Source organism: Chondromyces apiculatus DSM 436, from assembly GCF_000601485.1.
Taxonomy (GTDB): domain Bacteria; phylum Myxococcota_A; class Polyangia; order Polyangiales; family Polyangiaceae; genus Chondromyces; species Chondromyces apiculatus.
The window spans coordinates 14,554-40,318 of sequence record NZ_ASRX01000099.1 but is presented as its reverse complement, the minus strand read 5'-3'; the positions used below and the strand labels follow the sequence as shown (position 1 = coordinate 40,318).

The window sequence follows — 25,765 nt, the reverse complement described above, 5'->3', positions numbered from 1 at the left end:
CCACCGTAGCCGCCGCCGCCGCCGCCACCACCACCGTAGCCGCCGCCGCCGCCGCCGGAGCGCTGCGGCCGCTCCTCGGCCTCGTTGACGCGCAACGGACGGCCATCGAGCATCGCGCCGTTCATCTGGGCGATCGCTTCCTGAGCCTGTTGCTCAGTCGACATCGTCACGAAGCCGAAGCCGCGCGACTGACCGCTTTCGCGATCCATCACGATGTGGACATCGGTGACTTCACCGGTGGACGAGAACGCTGCCTGGAGGCTGGCCTTGGTGGCGGAGTAGGGAAGATTGCCGACGTAGAGACGAGTACCCATCGTATCAAGTGTCCCGCGGCTCCACCTGCTTGCGCGCTCCCAGCGCGCCGTGATGCCCTACCCTTCGATGAAGCCGCGAGGATCGATCGGTAGGACGGCGCCGGAGAGAAGCCTCCTGATGCGCCCCACGCTGCGTCGCCCAGTCTCCGAGCATTCGGCGATCCCCCACGAGAGAAACGTCGTGTCGTGTCCAGTGACGTACGTGACCTGGATCATGGTAGCCAAGCGACCACCGTCTGCAAGGGTGTAGAGGCGCCGAATGCGCGTCTCGTGAACACTTTGCGTCCGTGAGGGGCGGGCACGGCGCATGCCGTCTCACGCACGGCGGCACGCACGGGATGTGCTTCCAGCAGGCGCCCTGACGGTTCGAGCAGCGCAAAATCCGTGAAGAGCAAACGATGCCACCGCGGATGGACAACGGGCCACCTCAGGAGCGGCCAGCGTGGCCCGATGGGTGCAGGCTGAAGAGGAGCAAGCCAGGCGCCGAGCGCCGCCTGCCACCCGGCACTTCAACGTCCCCGCCGCGGAGGACGCAGCACGTCGGCGGGCATCTCGTTCAACCGCCACAGGTACCAGCACGCCACCGAGCGGTGAGGCCGGAAAGGGCGCATGAGCGTGTGCATCCGCTCTGGTCGGGGCAATTTCCTCAGCGAGAAGAGCCGCACCAGGCCCTTCTGCACGCCGAGGTCCCCCACGGGCAGGATGTCGGGTCGACCGAGCTGGAACATCAGAAACATCTCCGCGGTCCAGCGCCCGATGCCGCGCACCTGGCTGAGCGAGGTGATGATCTCCTCGTCGTCCATCGCGTCGAGGGCTTCGAGGCGGAGCGTGCCCTCGACGATGCGCGCGGCGAGGTCGCGCATGCTGCGCGCCTTGCTCCCCGACAGGCCAGCGGTGCGCAGCACGTCCTCGGGGATCTCCAGGAGCCCCGCAGGGTCGGGAAGCTTGCCGCCAGGGCCGAGCGCGACCACCCGCGCGAAGATGGTGTCGGCAGCTTTCGGGGAGAGTTGCTGTCCCACGATCGCTGCGGTGAGGGCGGTGAAGTGGCTCCGTCCATCTCCGCCCCGGCCGGCTCCCGCGCGGAGCCCGCAGGCGCCCACCCGCGCGATCAGTTCACCCATCCGTTCGTGCGCCGCACCGAGTGCGCGCACAGCCTCCGCGTGAAAGTCGGTGTCGCCCGTTGTCTCCAGGTCGGTCATCGCCTCGCTGATCTACGGTAGGTCGCGCCCAGATCCCAGCTCCCTTCTCCGCCCGCACGGCCGAGCACGAGGTCGGGCATGTGCGCTCCGGCGATGCGGATCTCTCCAAGCACGCCCACGCGCAGCGATGAGGTGAGCGCCCTGGCAGGCGTGCCGGCGGCGAGCTTCGGCGGATAGCGCGCCAGATCGACGCCGCGCGTTCGGTCCTCGGCGGTCGCCAGCGCGAGGAGCGCGCCGAGAGGCCCAGGGCCTGCAGGTCGGGCGAGGTCGATCGCCAGCGCAGCGCCGCGGGCGCGTCGGCGCGCGAGCTCGGCGCGCGCCACGGGGGCGGCGGTGACCTCATGACCGGGGCGCGAGAGGATGGGCGCGACGGCCTGGGCGATTTCGAGGAGGTGCGGGCAGGACTCGTCGACGAGCAGCTCCGTGGGCGGTCCTCCCCAGGCGGCGTCGCCGCGCGCGGCGGGGAGGGCTCCGAGCGCCAGGTGGGCGAGCCTCTCGGGCGGGACGGCCTCCGCGAGGCGCTGGGCGACGCCCGGCTGGCCGAAGACGCCGGCCTCGGAGCCGGTGGCGAGCACCACCCACGCGACCGGGCCATGGTCGAAGCGCACGCTCCCGCGGCGGGCCGCGTAGAGGCCAGCGCCGAGCCAGCCCACGTCGTCGCGTTCCGCCTCGAACTCGCGCAGGGAGGTGGTGAGGTCGTCGGACTTCATCACGTCGATCGCGTCGAGGTAGGCGGCGCCGCGCGCGGCGTTGACGTTCCGGGTGAGCGCCATGCGGCGGGGGCCGAGCTCGGCGCGGAAGGCGCCGGTGCCGTCGGGCGCGGAGGGCGAGAAGCTGCGCGGGAGCAGCGCGGCGAGGGGCGTGGCGAGCGCGCGCGCGAGGCGCTGCGGGTCCGCGCCGGGAAAGATCACGCCGAGCGGCTCGCGGGGATGGGGGCGGGGCTTCGAGACGTCGGCCAGGGCCGCCGCTGCGCCCCGTGCGCGGGCGCGCTCCACCGAGAACACCACGTCGCGCGCGTCGAGGGCGACGCCGCGCGCAGTCCGCAAGCCCTCACGGAGGCGCAGCACTGCGGTGTTGCCCTCCCGCGCAGGGAGCGCTGCGGTGAGCGTCGGGTAAGGCGCGCCGCTCGCGTCGAGCGCGTAGAGGCTGTCTGCGAGCGCGGGCGCGAAGAGGGCGGCGAGGGGGTCGCGGAGGTCGTGGGGATCGAGGGAGGCCGTCGGCCAGGGGACGTGCACGAGGAAGCGACCGCCGAGCGGCGTGCGGCCCATCGCCATGGCGACGCCGAGAACGCCGGGACCTCCGGGGAGCAGCGCGCCCGCGAGCGCCGCAGCCGCCTTTCCGAGGAACGCGCGCCTGCCCGCCGTCACCGCACCACCCAGATCTCGTCGGTCGTCGCCACCACGAACGGGGCGCGGCCCGGGCCGTCGGGGGGACACACGGCCACCGCATGCACCCCCGCGGGCGCGGGGAGGCGCAGCGCCTCGCGCGGTTTGTCGTCGTCGGGGGCGACGGCGTCCTTGGTGCGGCCCGGGGCGGCGCGCGCGGCCTGCAGCGCGGGCCTCGGCCAGGTCCACACCACCACCGCATCGTCGAGCGGGTTCTGCACGTCGAGGCTGGCCAGGATCTCCGGCTCGCCGTTCTGATCGAGGTCACCGAGCGCGATCTGCGCCCCGGCGGTCGGCAGGACCTGCCGGCGCCCGGCGCTGTCGCGCAGCTCCAGTGCGCCGCGCTCTCGGCCTGCCCACACGGCGAAGGGCTCGCCGCGCGGGGTGAGTAGTCTGGCCGAGGCGAATGCGTCGTACTGGCCACCCACCGACCCGGAGGCGGGCGGCGCATCCCCTGCCGCGCACGCGCCGAGCGCGCCGCTCAGGTGCAGTCCCCACACACGCGTGCACGCCGTGCCTCCCGCGTCGGGCAAGGCGATTCCGATCATCTCTGCGAGCACCTGCAGCTTGCCGTCGAGGCGCAAGCTGCGCGCGCGGTCCGTGAGGCCGACGTCGGCGAAGCCGGGCAGCGCGTCACCGCCCTGCTCGCGCGCGACGAGTGTCGCGAAGCCCAGGGGCTCGCGCAGCGGGGTGGGGTGCACGCCGGCGAGGTCGGCCCACGGTCGTGACAGCACCGGCACGGCCTTGCCGCCGGCGAGGCGGAGGAGGGACACGCGGCGTCGGCTCACGCTCAGGATCTCCGGGGCGCCGTCGGCGTCCACGTCTCCGCAGGCGAGGGCCACGACGTCGGATTCGAAGTTCCTGGCGCGGTCCACCGAGAGCGCGGCGACGAGCGGCACCTGGGCGAGGTAGGCGCGCACCTCGGCGTCGACCGGCGCCTCGGCGAACCCATGGGCGACAGGACCAGGCTCGGCATCGCGGATGCGCGACCAGACCGTGCGCGGCACGGGGTAGACGTCTGCCGTGACGCGCAGCTTGCCCGCGGCGATCTCGGCTGCGAGGTGCACCAGCGCGGGCGCACCCGCCGCGGCAGCGCGCGCGGCCGGGAGCGCTGCGGGCTCGGGGCGGGCCTGCGCTCCTTCGCCGAGACGCCCGGCGAGCTGCGTCGCGAGCAGCGCGGTGAGCTGCGCAGCGCGCGGAGCTGCGGCGTCGCTGACGAGCGGGGCTGCCACGACGACGGCCCGCTGCCCCATGGGTGTGAGGGTGCGTGCGAGCGCCTCCACCACGCGGCTCACGGCGGGTCGAGGCGGCGCGGGCGGCGCTGACGGAGCACCGGCCTGGGTCGGCGCGGGGGGCGCCGAGGGAGGCTGCGCCGAGGGAGACTGCGCCTTCGCGGGCTGCTCTGCGCTGGTGGGGCGCGCGGCGCGCGCGGCGCGGGCCGGCGCGGGTTGCGCCGACGCCGACACTGGCGCGGTGGCGACGAGACCAGCGAGCAGCAGAAAACGACGTGAGAGGGTCATCGGCGATCTTCGGGGGAGGCCATGCTAGCAGGCGCGGGCCATAGCCGGAGGCCCGCCGGGACCACCGCCAGGGCGATGACGAGGCCCACCGCGCTGCCGAGCGCGCCGATCCGCCCGAGGTCGCGTAGCCCGTCGAAATCACAGGCCGCGAGCGCGCCGAAGCCCGCCGCCGTGGTCAGGGCCGTGGCCGCGATGATCGGTCCCTCCCGGAGGAGCGTCTCCCGGATCGTCGCGCCTCCCTCCGCCTCCACGCTCCGCGCGCGGTGCAGGAGGAACATCCCTTCGTCCACCGTGATCCCGAGCAGCACCGGGATCACCAGCGCGTCGTAGACGTGGAGCGGCACCCCGAAGAGGCGCGCCAGCACCAGCACCGCCGCGATCTCCGTGGAGACCACCAGGCCCGCCAGCGTGATGTCTCGCGCCCTGCGGAGAGAGGCGGCGAGCGCAGCGATGACCAGCACCCCGGCGACCAGGCCGATGCGCGGCAGATCGTGCGTCAGGGTCTTTCGCAGCGAGGCTTCGAGGCGGCTGTAGCCGGTGAGCGCGGCGTCCGGATCGGTCTCGTGCACCGCCTGCTCGATGTGTCCCACGGCCGCCTTGTCCCGCGGCCGCACGTACACCGCCGCGAGGTGATCCTCTCCGTCACGGGCGAGGTAGCGCGAGAGCAGGATCGACGCCGGGCTCGACGCCAGGTCGTCCAGCGAGAGCGTCTGCCGTGTCGGGGTCCGCATGCCCGCGAGCGCAGCCTCGAACCTCGCGGGAGCAAAGCCGGTCTCCGCGAGCGCCCGCGAGAGGTCGTCGGCACGCCCGGGAAGGTCCAGCGCGTCGCGGGCCGCGAACCGCGCCTCCTGCGTCGCCGGCGCCGGAGCCAGCGCCGTCAGCGCGTCGACCGCCTCCACGTCCTCGCGCATCGCGGAGAGCCGCTCGGCAAGGCGGTCGGCCCGGGTCCGGGCGCGCTCCCGGTCCGCGTCGGCGACGAGCACGATCCACTGCCCGCTCTTGCCCCCGAACGCCTCGAAGATCTGCTCTTGCACCTGGAGGGGAGCGAGCTTCGCAGGGCGCACCGCGATGAAGGCTTCGGCCAGCGGCGGCCCGGCGCCGAGCGCGACGGCCACGATGGGCACCGCCGCCACGAGGGCGACGGCGAGCGCCCGCCCGCGGGTCCGGGTGAGCGCGAAGGCCCCCTCGGTCCAGCGCGGCGGCTGTTCGGGCGGCGGGGGCTTGCGCTCGAGCCACGCTCCGAGAGCCGGGGTGATCACCACGATGGCGATGGCGGTGAGCACCTCGCCAGCCGCGCAGAGGAGGCCGAGCTGGCGCAGGGCGGCGATGTCCGACAGGCCGAGCGCCGCGAAGGCCATCGCGGCGGTGACGGCCGCGATGATGGTCGGCCTCCCCGCGCGCACCCGCGCGGCGCGCGCGGCCTCCTCCGGTGGGACCCCTTCGCGGCGGGCTTCGAGCAGGGCGGCGTAGACGTGCACACCCGTATCGACGCCCACGCCGACCACGACCGACATGAACGCCACCGCTATCGCGCTGAGCCCTCCGGGGAACAGCGTGGCGAGCCCCGCGGTCCACAGCGTCCCCAGGCCGAGCGGGGGCAACACCGCCACGAGCGCGCGTACCCGCCGGAACAGGAGCGCGAACACGGCCGACGCCAGGACCATGGACAGCACCCCGGATCGGGTGAGGTCCCGCTGGAGCATCTCCTCCGTCGCCGCGGCAATCGCATGCCCTCCGGTGAGCCCCACCCGGACCCCCGGGTGCGCCGCCCGCACCGCGGCGAGCACGTCCTCGGCATCGTGCACGAACGCACGCGCGTCATCGCCGCGGAGCGCCTGCCCCTTCGGCTGCGCCAGCACCAGACGCGCGCGACCGTCGTCCGTGGAGAACGCCCCGTCCGGCTGGGTGCGAACCCCCGAGCCGATGTCCGCGCCCTCGAACGCGAGCTGGGCGAGCCGCAGCGGGTCGGCCGCCACGGTCTCGGCGAGAGCACCGCTGCCGGGCGCGAGAAGGAGGGCGCGCGTCTCCGTGAGCCGCGCCCGCATGCCCTCAGGCGTCAGCGCGTCGGCGAGGCGTGCCCGCGCCCGCGCATCGGCGTGCCGCCAGGCGAGCCATGGATCCAGGGAGCGGGACGTGTCGACCCGATCGGCGGCGCGCTGCACGCTGGGCTTCGCGGCGAGCCCGCGGGCGACGTCGGCCGCCGCCGCAGCGGCGAGGTCCGGCGCTTCCGCCTGCACCAGCACGAACGCGAGATCTCCCCCGCCGAAGCCCCGCACGTACCGGCGCAGCGCCGCCGCCTCGCCTTGCTCGGGAAGCAACGACGCGATGTTGGGGTCGAGACGTAGGCGGAGGGTGACGGCGACGAGCGAGAGCACTGTCGCGACCGCGAGCACCGCGATGAGCAGTGCGCGACGGCCAGGAGGTGCGAGAGGCGACGAAGGCGCAGGCGGCACCGGATCACGGGGAGCGGGGGTCGAGGGCATGCCGGAAGTGGCGCTTGTACACCCGCGGCTCACCCGGAGGGGACTCCGCGGAATGCGACAGGGGCACGCGGTGGGCCGAGCATCACCCGCCGCCAGCCTCTCCACCCGCCGCTTGACAGCTTCCTCCGTCGCGGCACGGTGTTCTCATGAAGCTACCCAAGATCGTCCAGGCCGGGGACCCCGTACTCAGGACCGCGGCTTCCCCGGTGCCACCCGAGATGATCGGCACCCGCAAGCTCAAGGACCTGGTGGCGACGATGGTCGAGGTCATGCGCAAGGCGCCGGGCGTCGGCCTGGCAGCGCCTCAGATCGGGGTCGGCCTTCAGATCATGGTGCTCGAGGACGCTGAGGCGCTCATGGGGAAGCTCTCCACCGAGGACCGTGAGATCCGGGGGCGCGCTCCCTTCCCGCTCACCGCCATCGTGAACCCCACCCTTCTCTCCCTGGGTGGCTCCGTCGCAAGCCCCGGCGGCGCAGGTCGCGCCACGTTCTTCGAGGGTTGCCTCAGCGTCTCGGGCTACATGGCCCTCGTCGAGCGCGATCTCCGCGTCGAGGTCTCTGGCCTGGATCCCGACGGAGAGCCCGTGCACTGGGTCGCCGAGGGGTGGCCTGCACGGATCCTCCAGCACGAGGTGGACCACCTCCGCGGCACCCTCTATGTCGATCGCATGCTCACCCGCTCGCTCTGCAGCAACGACGAGGCCCAGCGCTGGATCGGCAAGCCGGTGGCCGAGGTCCGCGCGGCGCTCGGCGTGTAGCGCGCGGCCCCATGGTCTACCGCGACGCACCCGTCGGCTCGTCACGCCTCACGTTCGCGGCCCGCACCGACACCGGCCCGCTGCGCACCGTCAACGAGGATGCGTTCCTCGTCCTCGCCCTCCGCGACACCTCTCCCTTCACCTCGCCCCCCAACGAGGCGAGGCACGCTGGCCGCATCGAGACGAGCGACGGCATCCTGCTCGCAGTCCTCGACGGGCTGGGTGGCTCGCGCGGCGGCACCGAGGCGTGCCGGATCGCCATCGAAGCGATCCGACGCCGCGTGCGCGCGGGCATCGGCACGGGGCAGGCCGCCGTGCGCCGTACCGCCATCGAGGCTGTCGAGGAAGCGAACCGCGCCGTCTGGCGCGCGTCGACCACGCTCATCTCCCTCACCGGGATCGGCGCGACCATCACTGCGGCGGCGATCGCAGGGCGCTGGGTTCACCTCGTCCACGCCGGCGACACCCGCGCCTACCTCCTGCGTGACGGGCACCTTCAGCAGATCACCCGCGACGACTCGCTCCTCAACGAGGCCCGGGACCACGGCGTCCCGTTCGAGGAGATCCAGCACATCCCCAGCACCGTGCTCACCCGCGCCCTCGGCATGAACGCAGACCTCACCGCGGCAGACACCAGCATCGAGCTCGACCAGGGCGACCTGCTCCTCCTCTGCAGCGACGGTGTGTACAGGTTCCTCTCCGACGCGGCGATGGAGGCACTCCTCCGTCGCCACCCGGAGCCCTCCGACGGCTGCGAGGCGCTCGTGGAATCCGCCATCCGCGGGCACTCCAGCGACAACCTCACCGCGCTGCTGGTGCGCTTCACGCCGTAGATCGCTCGCGCCGGTGGTGCGCTCTCGGCCCGCGCGCTTTCCCCTGCGCGCTCCTGGCCTGCGCGCTCCTGGCCTGCGCGCTTTCGCCCTGCGCAGTCGCAGCGCTCAGGTGTCTTCGGGGAACTCCTGGTGGAGTTCGGCGATCAGGTCGGCCCGCTCGATGCTGAGCCACGCGGCGCTCGCCATCTCGAGGTGCTGGCGTCGCTCCTCGGAGCTGGGCGCCACGCGCGCAAGCCGGCGGTGCGTGTGGCCGATCGAGTACGGCGCAGGCACGCTCGTGTAGAGCGACAGGGCCTGCTCGAAGAGCGCGGCGGCGTCGGCGAACCGCCCGTCGAGCTTCGCCACGTCACCGAGGCGCTTCATGCAGTTCGCCTCGCCCAGCACGTCGCGCGATCGCCGGTAGATCGCCCGCGACAGCTCGTAAGAGCGCGCCGCGTCCTCACCCCGCGACTGCGCGAGCGACAGGTTCCCCAGGCCGAGGAGCGCGTTCGCCTCCCGCTGCTCGTCGCTCGCCTCCCGCGCCCGCGACAGCGCCCGCTCGTACCACCACCGCGAATCCTCCGCCTTGCTCTGGTACAGGGTGAGGTCCCCCAGGCGCTCCAGGCACCCGGCTTCACCGCTCGCGTCGCACAGCTCCCGGTAGATCGGCAGCGCCTGGTGGAAGCGCAGGGTCGCCTCCTCATCTTCACCGCGGTCCAGCGCGGCCTCCGCGAGGCCCACCAGGCACGCCGCCTCGCCCACCGGCAGCTTGGCCTCCCGGTAGCGCTCCAGGCCCTGCTGGTAGTGCACGATCGCGTGGTCCGGCTTGGCGCGGTCCAGCGCCAGATCCGCCTGCCGCCGCAGGCAGTCGGCCTCGCCGGGCACGTCGCGCGCATCGCGGTAATGCCGCAGCGCATCGGTGAAGCGCTCCTGCGCCACTGCCAGATCGCCGAGCCTTCGCTGGCAGAGCACCGCGCCGTCCTCGTCCTTCACCTGCTGGTAGAGCGAGACGGCCTCCCCGTAGCGCGCCGCCGCGTCGTCGAGCAACCCTTGCTCGAGCGCGATGTCGCCGAGGCGACGTCGGCAGCGCGCCTCGCCCGCCACGTCGCGCGCCTCCCGGTAGAGCGGCAGCGCCTGTTCGAACCGCTGGCGCGCTTCCCCGAACTCCGCTGCCCGCCCGGGCACCGCGAACGTGGCCGAAGTGCCCTCGCGCGGCCGCCCCTCGCCGCTCACCGGCCGCACCCAGAGCGCCAGATCTCCGAGCGCGCCGAGGCACGCAGCCTGCCCTGCCACGTCGCCTCCCTGCCGGTGCATCGCGAGCGCCCGCTCGAACAGCCCCTGCGCTCCCGCGAGGTCCGCCCCGCGCAGCGCCGTCCTCGCCAGGGCCTCCAGGCAGCGCGCCTCACCCGCGAGGTCACGCGCACGCCGGTACGCCCGCATCGCGTCCTCGAAGCGCACCCGCGCCTCACCGTGGTGTCCGAGCCACAGCGCGCCTTCACCGAGGCGCTCCAGGCACCCGGCCCCGCCGCACAGGTCCCCCACCCGGCCGTACGCGGTGAGCGCCTCGTCATAGTGGACGCGCGCATCGTAGTGACGCCCTCGCTCCGCGTGCAGGTCGCCGAGCCGCTGCGCGAGCGCCGCCACCTCCGCCACGTCGTCTTCGAGGCGCGCGGCTCCCAGGCTCAGCTCCAGGTCCCCGCGCGTGACCGGCGCCTGCGTGGGACCTGTGCCCTCCTGCGCGCTCCAGTCACCCAGCGCGGGCAGGATCACCTGCAGCGCCGGCTCAGCCTTCGCCGCGGGCTTGCCAGTACCGCCCGTCTTTCGCTGCGCCACCAGGTCGTTCACCGTGGCGCGCAGCTCCTTCGCGATGGCGGTCCACGCCTCGCTCCGGTCCTCGTGGCTCATCACCGGGCGACCGTTGCGCGGCAGCGGCACGAACCCGCTGAACGGCGCCTGGTTCCAGGTGCACTCGCGCAGGATGACCGGGACCACCCGCGCCGTGCCCGCCGCGTGCTCCGCGAGCGCCCACGTCACCTCCATGCTCATGCAGTAGGACGACGCGAGAAAGTGGGGGCTGATCAGGAACAGCACCACCTGCGCGCTCTTCAGGTGCTCACTCACCCGCGCGCCCCAGGCATCTTCGTCCCCCAGCCGCCGATCGCGCCAGTCGGCGATCGCCCCGCGAAGCTGCAGGTACGTCAGATGCGCGGCGAACTCGTCCCGCAGGGCTTGGTCCTGCTGCGCGTAAGCAAAGAAGACGCGGATGGGAGTCGGCATGCGTCGGGAGGGGCCGGAGGCCGCATCCTACCGGCGCTCACGCAACTCCTCTACTATCCGCTCCATCCTTACCCCCCGGGAGCCCTTCACCAGGACCAGGTCCCCGGGCCTCACCCGCGTGCGCACCTCCCCCGCCGCCTCCTCCGCCGAGCCCACGAAGATCGCCGAGGCCCCCGCCGCTGCCGCCGCCGCCGCCGTGCGCGCCGCGTCACCGGCCACGGCAATCACCGCCACGGGCCGGAGCGCCGCCGCCTCCACGCCGAGCGCGTCGTGCTCCTCCCCGGACAGCCCCCCGAGCTCCCGCATTTCTCCCAGCACGAGGAGCAGCCGTCGCCCGAGGGCCCCCGAGAGCTCCGCCGCGGCCCGGAGGGACGCCCGCATGGACACGGGGTTCGCGTTGTAGCTGTCGTCGATCACCACCGTCCCGTCCCCCAGCTCCAGCGCCGAGAGCCGTCCGTCCGTGGGCGGCTCCATCGCGGTGAGCGCCTTTTCTGCCCCCTCCTCCGACAGGCGCTGGCCGAGCAGCTCCTCCACCACCGCCAGCGCCGCTACCGCCGCGAGCGCCCCGGCTTCTCCGAGGAGCGGCGACCGCAGCGCCACCTCCTTACCATCTCGCACCACGTCCACCACGCTCCCCTGTAGCCCCACGGGCCTCCGGCCAATGATCCGGTACACCGCGCCCTCCGAGGTCCCGTACCCGACCTGACGCCGCGCTCCGGACCGCACGAGCTGCGCCATCACCTGCGGATCGTCGGCGTTTCCCACCGCCACGCCCCCGACGGGCAGCGCCGCGAAGAGGTCCCCTTCCTCCTGGGCCACCTCCTCCAGCGAGCCGAGCCCCTCGGTGTGCTCCACCCCGATGGTGGTCACGACCCCCACCTCGGGCCGCGCGATGGCGGCGAGCGTCGCCACCTCCCCGCGGTTGTTGGTCCCGATCTCCACCACCGCGAACCGGTGCTCGTCCGACAGCCCGAGGAGCGTCATCGGCACGCCGATGCCGTTGTTCAGGTTCCCCGCCGTCGCGTGCACCTCACCTCCTCCCGCCTCCGCGGCCACCACCCGCAGGAGCGCCGCCACCGTGCGCGTGGTCGTGGTCTTCCCGGCCGATCCCGCCACCCCGATCAGCGCGCGGTCCCCCGCCGGGTGCGGCGTGGCGCCCCACCGCGCCCGGTGCTCGCCCGCGAAGGCCCCCAGCGCTGCCAGCGTATCGGTCACCAGCACCGCACCGACGCCGGCAGGCAGCGGCACCTCGCGGCTCACCACCACCGCTCCGGCCCCATGACGCACCGCCTGATCGAGGAAGGCGTGGCCATCGAAGCGCTCCCCCACCAGCGCCACGAACGCCGCCCCCGGCGCGAGCGCGCGGCTGTCCGTGGAGATCCCCTGCACGTCGGGCCCCCGCTGCAGCACCCGGCCACTGCCGAGGCGGGCCAGATCGTCCAGAGAAAAGCGCGCGACGTTCTGCGGGATGGGGGTAGCCATGCGGAGCGCATGATCACCAGCACGATCCGGGACTCCCGGGCAACCAACCGGCGCTTGACGGCCCGCCGCGACGCCGGTCTGGTGGGCGCGGAGGCCTCATGACCGAACGAGACGTGGATCGACACTGTGTAAAGGACGAGTTCGTCGCGACGCTGCGCCGCCTGGCCGATGCGCTGGAGCAGGGCGAGCCTTTCCGCATCCAGGTGGCCGGAAACCGCTTCACCGTGCCCACAGGCGCCGAGCTGGTCATCGAGCACGAAGCCGAGGGAGGCGACGAGGAACTCGCCCTGGAGCTGCGCTGGAAGAACGGCTGAAGGTCGCCCCCCCGTCGGGCGTCCGGGTCAGCGCGGCTTTCGCTCGCGGTCGACCTCTTCGTAGATGTCTTCTTCCTTCGGCTTCGGCTTCCACCGGACCTGTGTCGTCGCGCTCGCGGTGGGCGCCGCAGTTGCAGGTGGTGGGGGCTCTGGGGCTTCGGGCTCGGAGAACCCGATGGAGATTGGGCCACCTCCACTCCCCCGCTTCATCACCACCACGCCGACCAGCACCACCACCGCCAGCACCAGCACCACCACCAGCGCGAGGATCAACCCGCGGTGACCACCTGACTCCTGCTGCCGCGGCGCTGGTGGCGCATCCGACGTGGCTGAGTGCGGTGGCGCTCCGGCGAAATTCCCCTCGATCCGTCCGCCTGCCGCGGCCCACGGGCTCGCTGCCGTGATCGCAGCCGGCGGCCCGGCCGGAACCTCGAGATCACCCTGTGCAGGCGCGGCTCCTGGAGCGTCGGCCAGCGCAGACGCCTCCCCCGCACCGGACAACGCTGCCCCTGTCCCTTCGAGCGGCCCCGGTGCTCCAGGAACTCCCGCGGGCAAGGCACCACCGGGCGCTGCAGCACCTGTCATGTCTGCAGGGGGCGTCGACAGCGCGCCGGGTGGCGTGCTCGGGTGCGATCCGAACGACGCGACCTCGGACGCCCTCGGAGGAACGCCGCGGCTACTGTGGGGCGAGAGGTCCGGATGCGAGATGTGCTCGGAAGGCCCGGCCGCGGCGGGCTGTGCACCCACGCCGGGGAGCCCGAGCGGAGCTCCCGGCGCGGCCGCCTGCATCGGCGCCCCTCCGGATGCACCAGGTGCGAGCATCGCGGCCGTGCCCCCGGTCCCCGTGATGGGCGTGGACCTGGGCAGCGGCGTCGACATGGCAGCCGGCGTGGCGCTCACGGGCGGCTGCGTCCCCATCGCCGAGGTCCCTGGGGGCGCAGCAAACCCGCTCCCCGGTGGCCCCGGCGGAGGCTGCAGGACACCTGTCGGCTGCGTCCCGCCACGCGGAGAGACCATGCCTTGGTGGGCTGGCTCGAGCACCGCGGCCGGTGGCGACGGCGCTCTCGCCGAGGGAGGCGCCGTGCCGTGCAGCGCGGCTCCGTGCGACGCAGCGCCGTTGGGCGCAGCTCCATGCAACGCAGCGCCCTGAGACGCGGAACCCGCAGGTGCACCGCCGTGCAGCGCGGCTCCGTGCGACGCAGACGCGGAAGGTGCACCGCCGTGTGCAGCACCATGCGCAGCTCCCTGCGCTCCCGGACCGAAGGGCATGCCACCGTGCAGCGCCACGCCGTGCGGGGCGGCCCCCGGGGGCGTGGTGCCATGCGGCGCTGCACCAGGAGGCGGAGGCGCGTGGGGCGGCGCGTGAGGCACGGCGGGAGGCGGCGCGACCTTGTGAGGCGCTGCGGGCTCCGGTGTCCGCGCCGCGACGAAAGGCATCACGGGCATCGGCAAAGGCAGCCCCGCAGCCGCTGTCACGTTGCCCGCATCGAGGCCGGTCGGCATCGCCACGCCACCTTGCATCGTGGCAGGGCCGTGACCCATGATGATGGGCGAAGGGAGCGCCCCGGGAGGCATCGTGTCCTCGTTCACCACGATGGGCCCCACGGGTGGCTTCACCGGCAGTTGCGGCCCTCCCGGGTATGCTGGCCCGAACCCTCCCTGCGGCCCGGCGGCATAGCCTGGTGCCGCGGCCCCAGTCCCTTGCGCCGCTGCATACTGCGGGCTGGGTGCAGCGGGTGTTTGCGCCCCGCCCGGGTACTGAGGTGCCGCCGCGTAGGGCGGCGATCCGGGCGCATAGGCACCGCTGGGCGCCTGGGGCGTCATCGCGTAGTGGGGCACCGCCCCGTAGGCCTGACCTGCTGCCCCGGGCGGCGGCTGCTCGGCCCCGTAAGGTTGACCGGCGGCACCTGGAGGCTGCGGCCCTTGCGCGTACTGCCCGTACTGAGGCCCCGGTCCGTACTGCCCGCCTCCGTACGGGGGGGCAGGCGCCACGGGCGTCTGAGATGCCGCCCCGTAGGGCTGACCCGGCATCGGCTGAGTACCGGCAGCGTACTGCCCAGCGCCGTAGGGCGCGACCTGCGCAGCAGGCGCCTGCTGCGCCGCCGCGTACGGCCCACCGGGTGCCGCCAGCGCCTGGGGTGCCGCAGCCGCATACGGAGCAGCGGTGGCCACCGGTGACGTTGCCGCATGCTGCGGGTTGGACGGCGCTGCTGCGCCATGAGCCGGGCTTTGCGAAGACTGCGCCTGCAGACCCAGACCGTAAGGCACGGCCAGCGGGGTCAACACGCCCGGAGACTGCAGCGGCATCGCGGGCAACGGTCGAAAAGGCCCGCCGGAGCCGGGCATCTCTGCGCCGTACATCCCTTGCGAGCGCGGAGGTCCCGCTTGCGCGGAGCCCTCGCCCCCGGGGCCTGCCCATGAAGAATATTTGTCGGTCATCCGCGCCGGGGTGGATCGCTTCCGCGGTCCTCCTGGCAGCGTCACTGTACCCTCAATTGCGGATCGCCGGCTACGGTTCCGACGCACTGCACACGTCGCCACCGATCAGGTGCTCTGTGGAAAACTTCGCCCGCAACGCTTTGCTGGTTCCTGCATCTCCGCACCTCGTGCGCTGACGACGACACAGCGCATCCCCGCACCTCGCACGTACCGTCAACGCCTCGACACGCAGCGCACCTCTAGGGCTTCCGTGACGCATCCTCACGCCGGTCGATGCACCGTCGCCTCTCTACCCGCAGCGCGTCGCCTCTCTCTCCAGCAGTGCGTCGCCCTGCATCCCCGGACGCGCATCTCGACCTGCGCACCGCCCTCTTCGCTCCCGGCTCCTGCACTTTCCTTCAAGCGCCACCGAGCGCTCGAGGGCCTCGATCCACCGCGCTGCCGTACGACCGACGTGTCCCGGCCCTCCGTCGCGCAAGCACCCCGCCCGGCCGCTTCCTCGCGGGCGCCGTGCGGCGGTGCTATGAGGGCCGCGCCATGTCCGCCGAGAATCCGGGCGCCCCTACCGAGCCCACCGCCACCGCAGAGCCCACCGCTTCCACCGAGTCCAGCGCCGCCGCCGCCGAGCCGCGCGAGCCGCTCCGCTACGACCACCTCGAGGTCGAGCCGCGCTGGCAGCGCGTCTGGGACGAGCAGGAGACCTTCCGCGCCGTCCGCGATCCCGCCTCCACGCGGCCCAAGCGGTACGTGCTCGACATGTTCCCTTACCCCTCGGGCGATGGCCTGCACGTGGGCCATCCCGAGGGCTACACCGCGACCGACATCATGTCGCGCTACTGGCGCATGGCGGGCATCGACGTGCTCCACCCCATGGGCTGGGATGCCTTTGGCTTGCCCGCCGAGCAGTACGCCATCCGCACCGGCACCCACCCCTCCGAGACGACCGCGCGCAACATCGGCAACTTCAAGCGCCAGCTCAAGATGCTGGGCTTCAGCTACGACTGGTCACGCGAGGTCTCGACCACCGACCCGCGCTACGTCCGGTGGACGCAGTGGATCTTCCTGCAGCTCTTCAAGAAGGGACTCGCCTACCAGGACGAGATCACCGTCAACTGGTGCCCCGCGCTCGGCACCGTGCTCGCCAACGAAGAGGTCACCGATGGCAAGAGCGAGCACGGGCACCCTGTCGAGCGCGTCCCGCTGCGGCAGTGGATGCTCAGGATCACCGCTTACGCCGATCGCCTCGCCGACGATCTGAAGCTCGTCGACTGGCCGGAGGGCACGCTCGCCATGCAGCGCGCCTGGATCGGCCGCTCCGAGGGCGCCACCATCACCTTCGCGGTGGAGGGCTACGAGGGTGACACGCTCAAGGTGTTCACCACCCGCCCCGACACCCTGATGGGCGTCACCTACGTCGTCCTCGCCCCCGAGCACCCCATCGCCGACTGGATGATCAAGACGCCAGGCAAGGTGCCCGACGAGCGCCGCGAGGCCGTGCAGAGGTACGTGGCAGCGACCGTGAACCGCAGCGACCGGGACCGGCTCACCTCCGCCGCCAAGGAGAAGACGGGGGTCGACACGGGCCTCGTCGCCGTGCACCCCATCACCGGCCAGAAGGTGCCGGTGTGGGTCGCCGACTACGTGCTCGGTGGTTACGGCACCGGCGCGGTCATGGCCGTCCCTGGGCACGACGAGCGCGACTTCGCCTTCGCCAGGGCCCACGGTCTGCCGATCGCGGAGGTCGTGAGCCCCGACGGAAAGCTTCACGGGACGCTGGAGGCCGCCTTCACCGACGAGGGCATCGCCGTCCAGAGCGGCGCGTTCGACGGCCTCACCACCGCCGCGTGCAAGAGCGCCGTGGTGGTGACGCTGAAGGGGCTCGGCCGCGGTGACGGCCAGGTGAGCTACAAGCTGCGCGACTGGGTCTTCTCCCGCCAGCGCTACTGGGGTGAGCCGATCCCGATCTACTTCCCGGTGGAGCTGGAGAGCCCCGATGGCGACCCGCGCAAGGGCGCGCCGCACCGGGTGCTCTTCGATCAGCCCATCGCTGTCGACGAGGCAGAGCTACCCCTCACCCTGCCGGACCTCGTCGATTTCCGCCCCGGCAACGACCCGGCGGGTGCCCTGGCCCGCGCCGTCGACTGGCGCTACTTCCAGAAGGAGGGCCGCTGGTACGCCCGCGAGACCAACACGATGCCGCAGTGGGCCGGTTCCTGCTGGTACTACCTGCGCTTCATCGACCCCCAGAACGACGCCGAGATCTTCTCCGAGGCGGCCTATGACGCCTGGATGCCGGTGGACCTCTACATCGGCGGGGCCGAGCACGCCGTGCTGCACCTGCTCTACGCGCGCTTCTGGCACAAGGTGCTGCACGACCTGGGCCGGGTGAAGCATCCGGAGCCCTTCACGAAGCTCGTCCACCAGGGGATGATCCTCGGGGAGGACGGCGAGAAGATGTCGAAGTCCCGCGGCAACGTGGTGAACCCCGACGACATCGTACGCGTCTGGGGCGCTGACGTGCTCCGCCTCTACGAGATGTTCATGGGCCCGCTCGAGGCGGTGAAGCCCTGGCAATCCTCCCAGATCCAGGGCGTCGTGCGCTTCCGCGACCGGGTCTATGCCGTCGCCACGCGCGCTCTGGGCGACACCCTCCAGGACGATACTGCCCGGCTCCTCCACCGCACGGTGAAGAAGGTGACCCGCGATCTGGAGGGGATGAGCTTCAACACCGTCATCTCGACGCTGATGATCTTCGTGAACCACCTCGCGGGCCTGGCCTCGCCGCCCCGCGAGGCCGTGCACAAGCTCATCCTGATGGTGTCGCCCTTCGCCCCCCACGTGGGTGAGGAGCTCTGGCGCCTGACCGGCCACGAAAAGAGCCTCGCTTACGAGCCCTGGCCCACCTGGGACGAGGCGCTCTGCGTCGATGACGTCGTGGAGGTGCCCGTGCAGGTCAACGGCAAGGTGCGAGGCCGGATCATCCTCGCCAAGGACGCCACCGAAGATCAGGCCCGCGCCGCAGCCCTGGAGTCGGTGGGCAGCACCCTGGCAGGCAAGCAGGTCAAGAAGTTCATCTACGTCCCCGGCAAGATCGCGAACGTCGTGGTCGGCTAGAGACGGGGACTGCGTACCCAGGATCCGGGCCCTGAAGGCCCCTGCGCTCCTGTGGATCACCACTTCCAGGTTCTGCGCAGCCCCCGCGCGCCGGGGAGCGAGCGCAACGAGGGTGCGTGAGCGGAGGGTCTACGCCCAGCACTCACTGTCTCCCCCTGGTGGCTCCTCTCCTCGCCTTCGAGAACCGAAATCCCAGCCCTGAGAGGGGTCCTGCAGCACTGCCCCTGACGCGCCGCCCCTCCTGACCGGGACTCTGAGCATCCTGGCAAGCCTCCTGCATTGGCTCGTCCCTGTGCGGGACGCGCACGCCGCCTCTGCGGTGAAGCGCGGACCCGTACCTGGCGACGGAGATGAGGATGCTGGTCCAACGCGTCCGGGCCGCTTTGCATCGGTCCTTTGACATCATCGCCCGCGGACATGCGGGTGCGGCGCTGATCATGGGCGCGTCTCTCGCGGGCTGCGCCTTCGATGCTGAACGCGACGCGACGCCCGACACGCGCGACGAGATCGACGTCGATGAGCGCGTCGACAGCGCGAGCATGCCCATCGAGGGCGGTTACGCCGCGAGCACCGATCGCGCCGTCATCGGCATCGCCGTCATCGGCTCCGGCGGACGCCTGACGCGCACCTGCACCGGCGCGCTCATCGCGCCCGACCTGGTGCTCACCGCCCAGCACTGCATCTCCAGCGCACCGGATTTCATCCGCTGCGATCGCGCCGAGTTCGGGCCCACCGAAGATGCCGTCCGGATCCACGTGACCACTGCTGACGACATGTGGAGCGCCGGCGCCACCTGGACCCGAGGCCGCGAGATCCTCCTGCCCCCTTACGGCCGCGCCGTGTGTGGCCACGACCTCGCCCTCATCGTCCTCTCCACGCCCCTCTCCGCAGAGGAAGTCACCCCCCTCGACCTGCGCCTCGACCGAACGGCCGAGGATGGAGAGGACTACTCTGCAGTGGGCTTCGGCAACACCAGCGGCGCCCTCAAGGACGCTGGCGCCCGACGCCGCCGTGACGGACTCACCGTGGAGTGCGTCGGCTACCGCTGCGGCGACTCGGACGAGGTGGCGCTCAACGAGTGGCGCGGCGACGCCGGTGCCTGCAGCGGTGACTCTGGCGGGCCAGCCCTCGACGGCGACGGCCGCGTCCTCGGCATCACCTCCAGGGGACCCGACGGCTGCGACGATCCGATCTACGGGGGCCTTCTTGAGCACCGCACGTGGCTGACCGAGTCTGCCGCCCTCATCGCCGAGGAGGGTGGCTACGACGCCCCCGCGTGGGTCGACGAGAGCCGCATCTCCGCCACGAGCTACGAGACGGGCGCCATCGATCCACGCTGGACGTCATGCGCTGCGTCACCGGGGAACCCCGCCACCGGCGCAGGTTCGTTCGCCGCCGGGGCCTTCGCCGCCCTCACGCTCGCCCTGTACCGACGCCACCAGCGCTGCACCCAGGCGTGATGAACCGTACGAGCGTCAAGCAACACCTCAACGGGTGATTCCCCCGCCGACGCCGCGCCTTTCCTGGCGACATGCGAGCACCGGCCACATGCCCTGGGCCCCGATGAAGCAGGATTCCACCCTGACCTCGCGGCCCTGCCACGCCGTTCCCTGCTAGGATGCGGCCTCTCGTACCCTGCTCTCGGGGCCTGCCCCGGCTCCCTGGCGCAACGCGCTGCGAAGGAGCCACGGGCGGCGCCCCCCGGGAGCGCACAGGCCGCGAGGCCTCTGTTCCAGGGTACGCCGTCCTAGCGTCAGCCCTGGAGCGCGTCATGCCCGACTTCATCCGTCGTTCTTCCACGTCCTCTGCCGCCCTCGTCGCGGCCCTGGTCCTCGCCGCCCCCCTCCCGGGCTGCGGCCCCACTTACGTCCGCGGCAACGAGGTCGCTGGCCTCGACGACCAGGCCATGAGCACGGGTCTCGACAAGCGAGACATCGACCAGCTCCTCCACGAGAACCTGAAGGCGCTCATGGCCTCGCCCGTCGCCCGCCAGTGGGCCGCGGACGGCTCGCGCCCTACCCTCGCCATCTACCCGCTCGCCAACGAGACCAGTGAGCACATCGACAGCCAGCTCATGGCCCTCCTCTCCGACGTCGAGACCTTCATGGTCAACTCGCAGCTCGTCACGGTGATCAGCGTCGAGCGCCAGATGCAGATGATCGGCGAGATCGAGAAGCAGCACGGCGGAGGCTTCGACCCCCGCAACGTCGCCGAGTACAACCGCCAGCTCGGCGCCCGCTACTACCTCACCGGCAAGGTCTTCACCTCCGACGAGCGCGCCTACGACGAGCGCCGCGTGCAGTACTTCATGTTCATGCAGCTCATCGAGGTCGCGACGAGCGCCGTCCTCTGGCAGAACAAGGCAGCCTTCACGAAGGCCCTGATCCAGGACTGATGTCGCCCGTGGCCCGGCGGACACACGCCTTCGCAGTCGCCCTCATCGCGCTCCTCACCGTGCTCACGCAGGCGGGCTGCGCCGGCCACGAGAGCCGCGTCGAGACCGCGCTCTACGCCCTCGACCGCGGCTACCCCGCGCAGGCCGTGGCGGCGCTGAACGAGGAGATGGAGGTCCAGCGGAACCAGGACCTCCCCGCGCTCACGGGCGACAACGCCCTGCTCCTCCTCGATCGCGCCAGCATCCTGCTCGGCATGGACCAGTACAAGCTGAGCGCCCGCGACCTGGGCGTCGCTGACAAGTCCATCGACATGCTCGACATGTCGCGCAGCGCCGTCGACGACATCGGCAAGTACCTCTTCTCGGACGACGCTGGCCCCTACCGCGCGCCCCCGCACGAGAAGCTGCTCATCAACACCGTCAACCTCATGAACTACCTGGCGCAGCGCGACCTCACCGGCGCCAAGGTCGAAGCGCGGCGCCTCGCGATCATGCAGAAGTACCTGCGCGAGCACGAGCACTCCACGGCCCTCACCGGTCTTGGCAGCTACCTCGCCGGCTTCGCTTTCGAAAAATCCGGGACCACCGACAGCGCCCTCCTCTACTACGACGACGCCCTCCGCTACGCCCAGTACCCCTCGCTCCGCGACCCCTTGCGCAGGCTGGTCCGCGGCGAGCCGAAGTCCCCAGGCATCCGCGCCCTCATCGCCGGCGCCGAGCCCCTCCCGCCCCTCACCGAGACCGGCGAGGCCGAGATCCTCGTCGTGGTCGGCTTCGGCCGCGCCCCGCGCAAGGTCCCGAACCGCATCCCCATCGGCCTCGCCCTCACCCTCGTCGCCAACGACATCAGCCCCACCGACCGCGCCCAGGCCAGCGGCCTCGCCGCCAAGGGCCTGGTCACCTGGGTCAACTACCCCACCCTCACCCGCAGCCGTGGCGGCTACACCACCCCCACCTTCTCCCTCGACGGCCGCCCCTGCCCCATGGAGCAAGCCCTCGACATCGAGGCCGAGGTCCGCGCCGAGTGGCGCAAGATCGAGGGCACCGTGATCCTCTCCGCCCTCACCCGCACCATCACCCGCGTCGTCGCCGGCGAGGCCGTGCAGGGCGTCACCAAGGCCATCGACAAGGACAGCGGCCCCCTCGGCCTCCTCCTCGGCCTGCTCACCAGCGCCACCCTCACCGCCGCCGACACCCCCGACACCCGCGCCTGGACCACCCTCCCGGCGCGCATCGCCATCTCCCGCCTCCGCGTCCCCGCCGGCCGCCACGAGATCGTCCTCTCCGCCCGCGGCGTCCAGAAGCGCACCCGCGTCGACCTCGCCCCTGGTGGCTGGGCCTTCGTGCCGATGATGGCCCTACGCTAGCGAGGTGAACATGCGCGCCTCTCCACTGACAGCCCTCGCGCTCACCCTCTCCGTCACTGCCTGCTCCTCCGGGCGCGCCCCGCAGCCTCGCCAGCCCTCCTACGCACCGCCGCAAGCAGGAGCGCTCCAGCCCGGCACCTCCGCCCCGCCACCTCCTGGCCTCCCCTCTCCCGCCTCTCTCCTTTCCGGCGCCCCGAACCAGCCCTTCGCACTCTCTCCGGGCTCCCCGCAGCCCTCCTGGGCGGCCCTCCCTTCCATCTTCCGCCCCGTTAACGTCGCCGCCCTCGTCTCCCTCCAGGGCCGTCGCTGCGCCCCCAAGGAAGTCGCCCCCGGTGTCTGGGTCAGCTTCGAGTGTGGCATCCCCCAGCGCATCACCCGCGCCCTCCCCCTCGCCCCCCCGAACCGCATGGGCCTCGTCACGGGCCCCCTCCCCACCGCGGTCGACCACCGCCAGCTCGGCCTCTCCGGCCCCATCAAGAACCAGCAGGCCGTTGGCGCGTGCACCGCCTTTTCCCTCTCCAGCGCCATGGATCACGGCATCCGACGCCTCGGCCGACAGGAGACCCTCGCCCCCCTCCATGTCTGGTCCAAGTACGGCCGCCCCAACATCGGCGCCGCTGGCGACCAGACCACGGGCGAAGCGATCACCCTGGAGCAGACCTGGCCCTACGATCCCATCAAGGCCTGCAAACTGATGCGCGACGCGCACGACGACTGCGGCGCGGCCTACGGGGTCCAGCCTGGCTCGGGCGCTTCCGACCCGGCGCTACGGGCCGAGCAGCAGAAGGCCGACACCCAGGGCCGCTACCGCATCCTCGCCATCGAGGAACTACGCACGAGCCCCGTCGACCTCCAGGAGCTCTCCGCCGTCCTCGCGGGCGGCGACGCCGTATGGGTCTCGTTCCGCGTCAGCTCCGATGCCTGGAAGAGCAGCTCCCTCCAGGGCGGCGTCCTTCCCGAGTACCACCACGACGACGGCAGCGGCCACGCCGTCTTGCTTGAAGGCTACCGGACCGTGGGCGGCGCGAAGCAGTTCCTCGTCCACAACAGCTGGGGTGATCGCTGGGGCGACCGTGGCTACGGCTGGATCTCGGAAGCCAACGTGCAGCGGCACCTGCGCGCCGCCTACAAGGTCCGCGTCGCCGACCCCACCGCGCCCACGCCCCAGCCCGATGCCAGCGGCTGTCCCGCAGGCCAGGTGCGCGACAGCGTCCTCCGCACCTGCGCCCCCGTGTGTCAGAGCGGCTCGCCTCCCGCCGCGGGCATCTGCCTCCCCACCCTCCCCGGCTTCGGACCGCCGACAATCCCCGGCATCCCCGGCATCCTTGGCATGCCGAGCCTCCCGAACATCCCCGGCCTCCCTCCCTTCCAACCGCCCGCCCAACCGCCCGCCCAACCACCCGCCCAACCGCCGTCACAGCCCCCTGCGCAGCCCAGCACTTGCCCCCAGGGTCAGGCTCGCGACCTCATGAACGGCCAGTGCGCGCCTCTCTGCCCGAGCGGCACACCTGCATTTGGCGGCCTCTGCCTGCCCACCTTCCGCTGACCAGCCCCCGAACCGCTACACCACCGCCCGCACCTCGCCCTCCCCGTGCACCGCGATGTAATCCGGCCTGAGCCCCGGGCACCGCCCGAAGTGCTGGCACCCCACGCACCCCTCCGGCTTCACTCCGCCCGCGAGCCGCGAGTCCTTCAGATCGAACACTTCGTCCGGCGTCACCACTGTCACCAGGTCGTCCCCCGGGTGGCGCACGTGTGCCTCGTAGCCTGGCAAGAAGCACCGCGGCAGGTGCAACGACCAAACCTCGTAGCCTCCCGCCCGCGCGTCCTCGCATGCCCCCCGCACCTCGGCCGCGACCTCTGTGATCCGCGGGAGCTGCGCCACATTGCCCTGGTTCTGATCGGTCAGCGACACCAGCCACAGCGCGAACTTCTGGATCCCCTGCGCATGCAGCCCCGCGATCCACGCTCGCGTCTCCCGGTACGTGTCCTCTTTCAGGATCAGGTCTGCCACCGGATCCAGCCCCCGCGCCACCAGGTTCTCGATGGCCCGCCTCCGCAGCATCGCCGTCTCCGCGCGGCGCACCGTCCGCTCGTAGGCCGCGTCCCCGAACGCATGCACCGACACGTGGAACTGATCCACCCCGCACCCCACCAGGTGATCCAGGTACTCCGCGTAGGCGTAGCGCAGCCCGTTCGACGCCACCTTCACGTGCTCGAACCCGCGCTTCCGCGCGTACCGCACCAGCGCCGGCAGGTCTCCACGGATCGTCGGCTCCCCTCCCGTGAACGCCACGTCCCTGAACCCCCGCGCCGCCGCCCGATCGATCTCCCGCACCACCCGCGCGCTCGGCAGCTCCCGCTGACGCATCGCATCGGTGATGGTGCAGTACGAGCACGCGAGGTTGCAGTCGTAACCCAGGACCACATCGAGGAGCGGCACGGCACGACGAGTGTAGGATCGCTGCCCCCTCGTGGCATCCCACCCCTGCGCGCTCGCCCTCGGAATCCTGGTCACGCTCGTGGCCGCACCCGCATCATCCCAGGAGCGCCCGGTATCCGGCCCTTTCCCTGCCAGCCCGCCCGCGTCTCCTGCCAGCCCCTCGCCCGCATCTCCTGCCAACCCTCCGCCCTCACCTCCCGCAGCCCCGCCTCCCTCTCCTCCCAGCACCCTCGCCGACGAGCCTCTCCCGGGAGCTGACCACCCCGAAGACCCGCCCGAAGTCCCCGAGGTGCGGTCCGAGATCGTCGTCTTTCCGCCCCCGAGGCCAGAGCCAACGAGCGCCCCCCCGCCACCGCCCGAGGGACTGCCGCTGACGCTCCGTGTCGCCGCCGCTCCCCCTCCCGCGCCGCCGCGCACCGCCAAGCCTCCCGAGCACCGGGGCGTCTGGTACGGCATCGACGTCGGCATCGCCAACCGCGAGGAGCTGTTCGTCGGCCTCCTCCAGCTCGCCCTCTACGCGAACGAACCGCTGCACGCCTACAGCGCCCTCCTCCTCGCCGTCGGCAATGCTCCGGAGCACTTCGTCGGCGGCGTGGAGCTCGGCCTGCTCAACGCCAACACCACCTTCCACGGCTTCCTCGCCGTGGGCCTCGGGCACCTCAGCAAGCAGGTCTACGGCGTTGCCCAGGTCGACGTGCTCTACGGCGAGAGCCGCACCTTCACGGGCGCCCTCAGCCTCGCCGGCGTCTACCACCACGACATCACCTTCGTCGGCGGCCTGCAGCTCGCCCCGGTCAACGACGGCCACAACTTCACGGGCCTCGCCCAGATCGGCCTCGCCAACCTCGCTGGCCACGGCGAGCACAACGGCGTCCACGAGCCCGAGGACCTGGTCTTCGTCGGCCTCGCCCAGGTCGGCCTCTACAACAGCCACCCGGGCATCTTCCGCGGTGCGCTCCAGCTCGGCCTGGTGAACTACACCCACCGCGTCCAGACCTTCGCCCAGCTCGGCCTCTGGAACCTCCTGTACGAGGGCAGCTTCCAGGGTGGCGTGCAGGTAGGAAGCTGGAACGCCACCCCCGACTTCTCGGGGGCCCTCCAGCTCGGCCTCCTCAACCAGGTCGACCACGCCTTCGAGGGAGCGCTCCAGGTCTCCGCCACCTTGAACCTCGCCGACGAGCGCTTCCGCGGCCTTGCGCAGATCGCCCCCGTCAATCTCACCGAGGAGATTCAGGGCGCGCAGCTCGGCGCCTTCAACAGCTCCTCCGATCACCGTGGCCTCCAGGCGGGTGCCATCAACACCACCGACGACATGCGCGGCATCCAGATTGGCCTCGTCAACGTCGCCAGGCACCTGCGGGGCCTCCAGCTCGGTGTCCTCAACATCGCTTACCGGGGCGGCCTCCCCGTGGCCCCGGTGCTCAACCTCGGGCTGTGAGTCTCCTCGCGTCTCACCGAGGAGA

Annotated in this window: 18 protein-coding genes; 9 read left to right on the top strand and 9 right to left on the bottom strand. The window is 72.2% G+C overall.

The window, feature by feature from the left end; translation table 11 throughout:
• The 5 genes from CAP_RS39420 to CAP_RS39400 all read right to left on the bottom strand — a co-directional run.
• The coding region (locus CAP_RS39420; protein ID WP_044250578.1) for an RNA recognition motif domain-containing protein at positions 1-314 on the bottom strand (314 nt) is incomplete at its 3' end.
• A gap of 509 nt (positions 315-823) precedes the next feature.
• Positions 824-1,435 carry a DNA-3-methyladenine glycosylase family protein gene (locus CAP_RS39415; protein ID WP_197041548.1) on the bottom strand — a complete coding sequence of 204 codons (612 nt, stop codon included), beginning with the start codon at positions 1,433-1,435 and terminating at the stop codon, positions 824-826.
• 74 nt (positions 1,436-1,509) lie between these two features.
• Positions 1,510-2,880, bottom strand: coding sequence for a periplasmic substrate-binding domain-containing protein (locus tag CAP_RS39410; RefSeq protein WP_044250574.1), 1,371 nt, complete (start codon positions 2,878-2,880; stop codon positions 1,510-1,512).
• The gene (locus CAP_RS39405) at positions 2,877-4,418 is read right to left on the bottom strand and encodes a hypothetical protein (protein WP_156041552.1); all 1,542 of its coding nucleotides are present in this window, start codon (positions 4,416-4,418) and stop codon (positions 2,877-2,879) included. Before CAP_RS39405 ends, CAP_RS39410 begins: the two co-directional genes overlap by 4 nt.
• Positions 4,415-6,901 (bottom strand): MMPL family transporter, encoded by a 2,487-nt coding sequence (locus CAP_RS39400; RefSeq protein WP_044250570.1) that lies wholly within the window; start codon positions 6,899-6,901, stop codon positions 4,415-4,417. The genes CAP_RS39405 and CAP_RS39400 overlap by 4 nt, the downstream gene beginning before the upstream one ends.
• 146 nt (positions 6,902-7,047) lie before the next feature.
• Between CAP_RS39400 and CAP_RS39395 the strand changes: the two genes are divergently transcribed.
• Both CAP_RS39395 and CAP_RS39390 read left to right on the top strand, forming a co-directional pair.
• Positions 7,048-7,659 carry a peptide deformylase gene (locus CAP_RS39395; RefSeq protein ID WP_044250568.1) on the top strand — a complete coding sequence of 204 codons (612 nt, stop codon included), beginning with the start codon at positions 7,048-7,050 and terminating at the stop codon, positions 7,657-7,659.
• An 11-nt stretch (positions 7,660-7,670) separates the two neighbouring features.
• Positions 7,671-8,492: a PP2C family protein-serine/threonine phosphatase gene (locus tag CAP_RS39390; RefSeq protein WP_044250566.1), complete on the top strand. Its 822-nt coding sequence runs from the start codon at positions 7,671-7,673 to the stop codon at positions 8,490-8,492.
• A 105-nt stretch (positions 8,493-8,597) separates the two neighbouring features.
• On the opposite strand, the gene CAP_RS46575 is transcribed toward CAP_RS39390, so the two are convergent.
• Both CAP_RS46575 and CAP_RS39380 read right to left on the bottom strand, forming a co-directional pair.
• Positions 8,598-10,748, bottom strand: a complete 2,151-nt coding sequence (locus CAP_RS46575; RefSeq protein ID WP_052376773.1) for a tetratricopeptide repeat protein — start codon at positions 10,746-10,748, stop codon at positions 8,598-8,600.
• 27 nt (positions 10,749-10,775) lie between these two features.
• Positions 10,776-12,230 carry a UDP-N-acetylmuramoyl-tripeptide--D-alanyl-D-alanine ligase gene (locus tag CAP_RS39380; protein WP_044250563.1) on the bottom strand — a complete coding sequence of 485 codons (1,455 nt, stop codon included), beginning with the start codon at positions 12,228-12,230 and terminating at the stop codon, positions 10,776-10,778.
• Between the two features lie 98 nt (positions 12,231-12,328).
• Here CAP_RS39380 and CAP_RS39375 point away from each other — a divergent pair, with 98 nt between their 5' ends.
• A complete protein-coding gene (locus CAP_RS39375; protein WP_044250562.1) occupies positions 12,329-12,544 on the top strand; it encodes an amphi-Trp domain-containing protein in 216 nt (71 codons plus the stop codon).
• 27 nt (positions 12,545-12,571) lie between these two features.
• Here the strand turns inward: CAP_RS39375 and CAP_RS51530 are convergent, their stop codons facing one another.
• Positions 12,572-14,716: a hypothetical protein gene (locus tag CAP_RS51530; protein ID WP_156041551.1), complete on the bottom strand. Its 2,145-nt coding sequence runs from the start codon at positions 14,714-14,716 to the stop codon at positions 12,572-12,574.
• 804 nt (positions 14,717-15,520) lie between these two features.
• Here CAP_RS51530 and leuS point away from each other — a divergent pair.
• From leuS to CAP_RS52995, 5 genes are all read left to right on the top strand, one after another.
• The gene (gene leuS, locus CAP_RS39360) at positions 15,521-18,097 is read left to right on the top strand and encodes a leucine--tRNA ligase (RefSeq protein ID WP_044250557.1); all 2,577 of its coding nucleotides are present in this window, start codon (positions 15,521-15,523) and stop codon (positions 18,095-18,097) included.
• A 437-nt stretch (positions 18,098-18,534) separates the two neighbouring features.
• Positions 18,535-19,557 carry a S1 family peptidase gene (locus tag CAP_RS39355; RefSeq protein ID WP_197041547.1) on the top strand — a complete coding sequence of 341 codons (1,023 nt, stop codon included), beginning with the start codon at positions 18,535-18,537 and terminating at the stop codon, positions 19,555-19,557.
• 311 nt (positions 19,558-19,868) lie between these two features.
• Positions 19,869-20,492 carry a penicillin-binding protein activator LpoB gene (locus CAP_RS39350; protein ID WP_044250554.1) on the top strand — a complete coding sequence of 208 codons (624 nt, stop codon included), beginning with the start codon at positions 19,869-19,871 and terminating at the stop codon, positions 20,490-20,492.
• A complete protein-coding gene (locus tag CAP_RS39345; RefSeq protein WP_044250551.1) occupies positions 20,492-21,859 on the top strand; it encodes a COG3014 family protein in 1,368 nt (455 codons plus the stop codon). Before CAP_RS39350 ends, CAP_RS39345 begins: the two co-directional genes overlap by 1 nt.
• Positions 21,860-21,869: 10 nt before the next feature.
• The gene (locus tag CAP_RS52995) at positions 21,870-23,405 is read left to right on the top strand and encodes a C1 family peptidase (RefSeq protein WP_044250547.1); all 1,536 of its coding nucleotides are present in this window, start codon (positions 21,870-21,872) and stop codon (positions 23,403-23,405) included.
• 15 nt (positions 23,406-23,420) lie between these two features.
• Here CAP_RS52995 and CAP_RS39335 read toward each other — a convergent pair whose 3' ends face one another.
• On the bottom strand, positions 23,421-24,302 hold the full coding sequence (locus CAP_RS39335) for a radical SAM protein (protein ID WP_044250545.1): 882 nt from the start codon (positions 24,300-24,302) through the stop codon (positions 23,421-23,423).
• A 31-nt stretch (positions 24,303-24,333) separates the two neighbouring features.
• On the opposite strand from CAP_RS39335, the gene CAP_RS39330 reads away from it, so the two are divergent.
• The gene (locus CAP_RS39330) at positions 24,334-25,740 is read left to right on the top strand and encodes an LA_2272 family surface repeat-containing protein (protein ID WP_231511970.1); all 1,407 of its coding nucleotides are present in this window, start codon (positions 24,334-24,336) and stop codon (positions 25,738-25,740) included.
• Positions 25,741-25,765 lie beyond the last annotated feature (25 nt).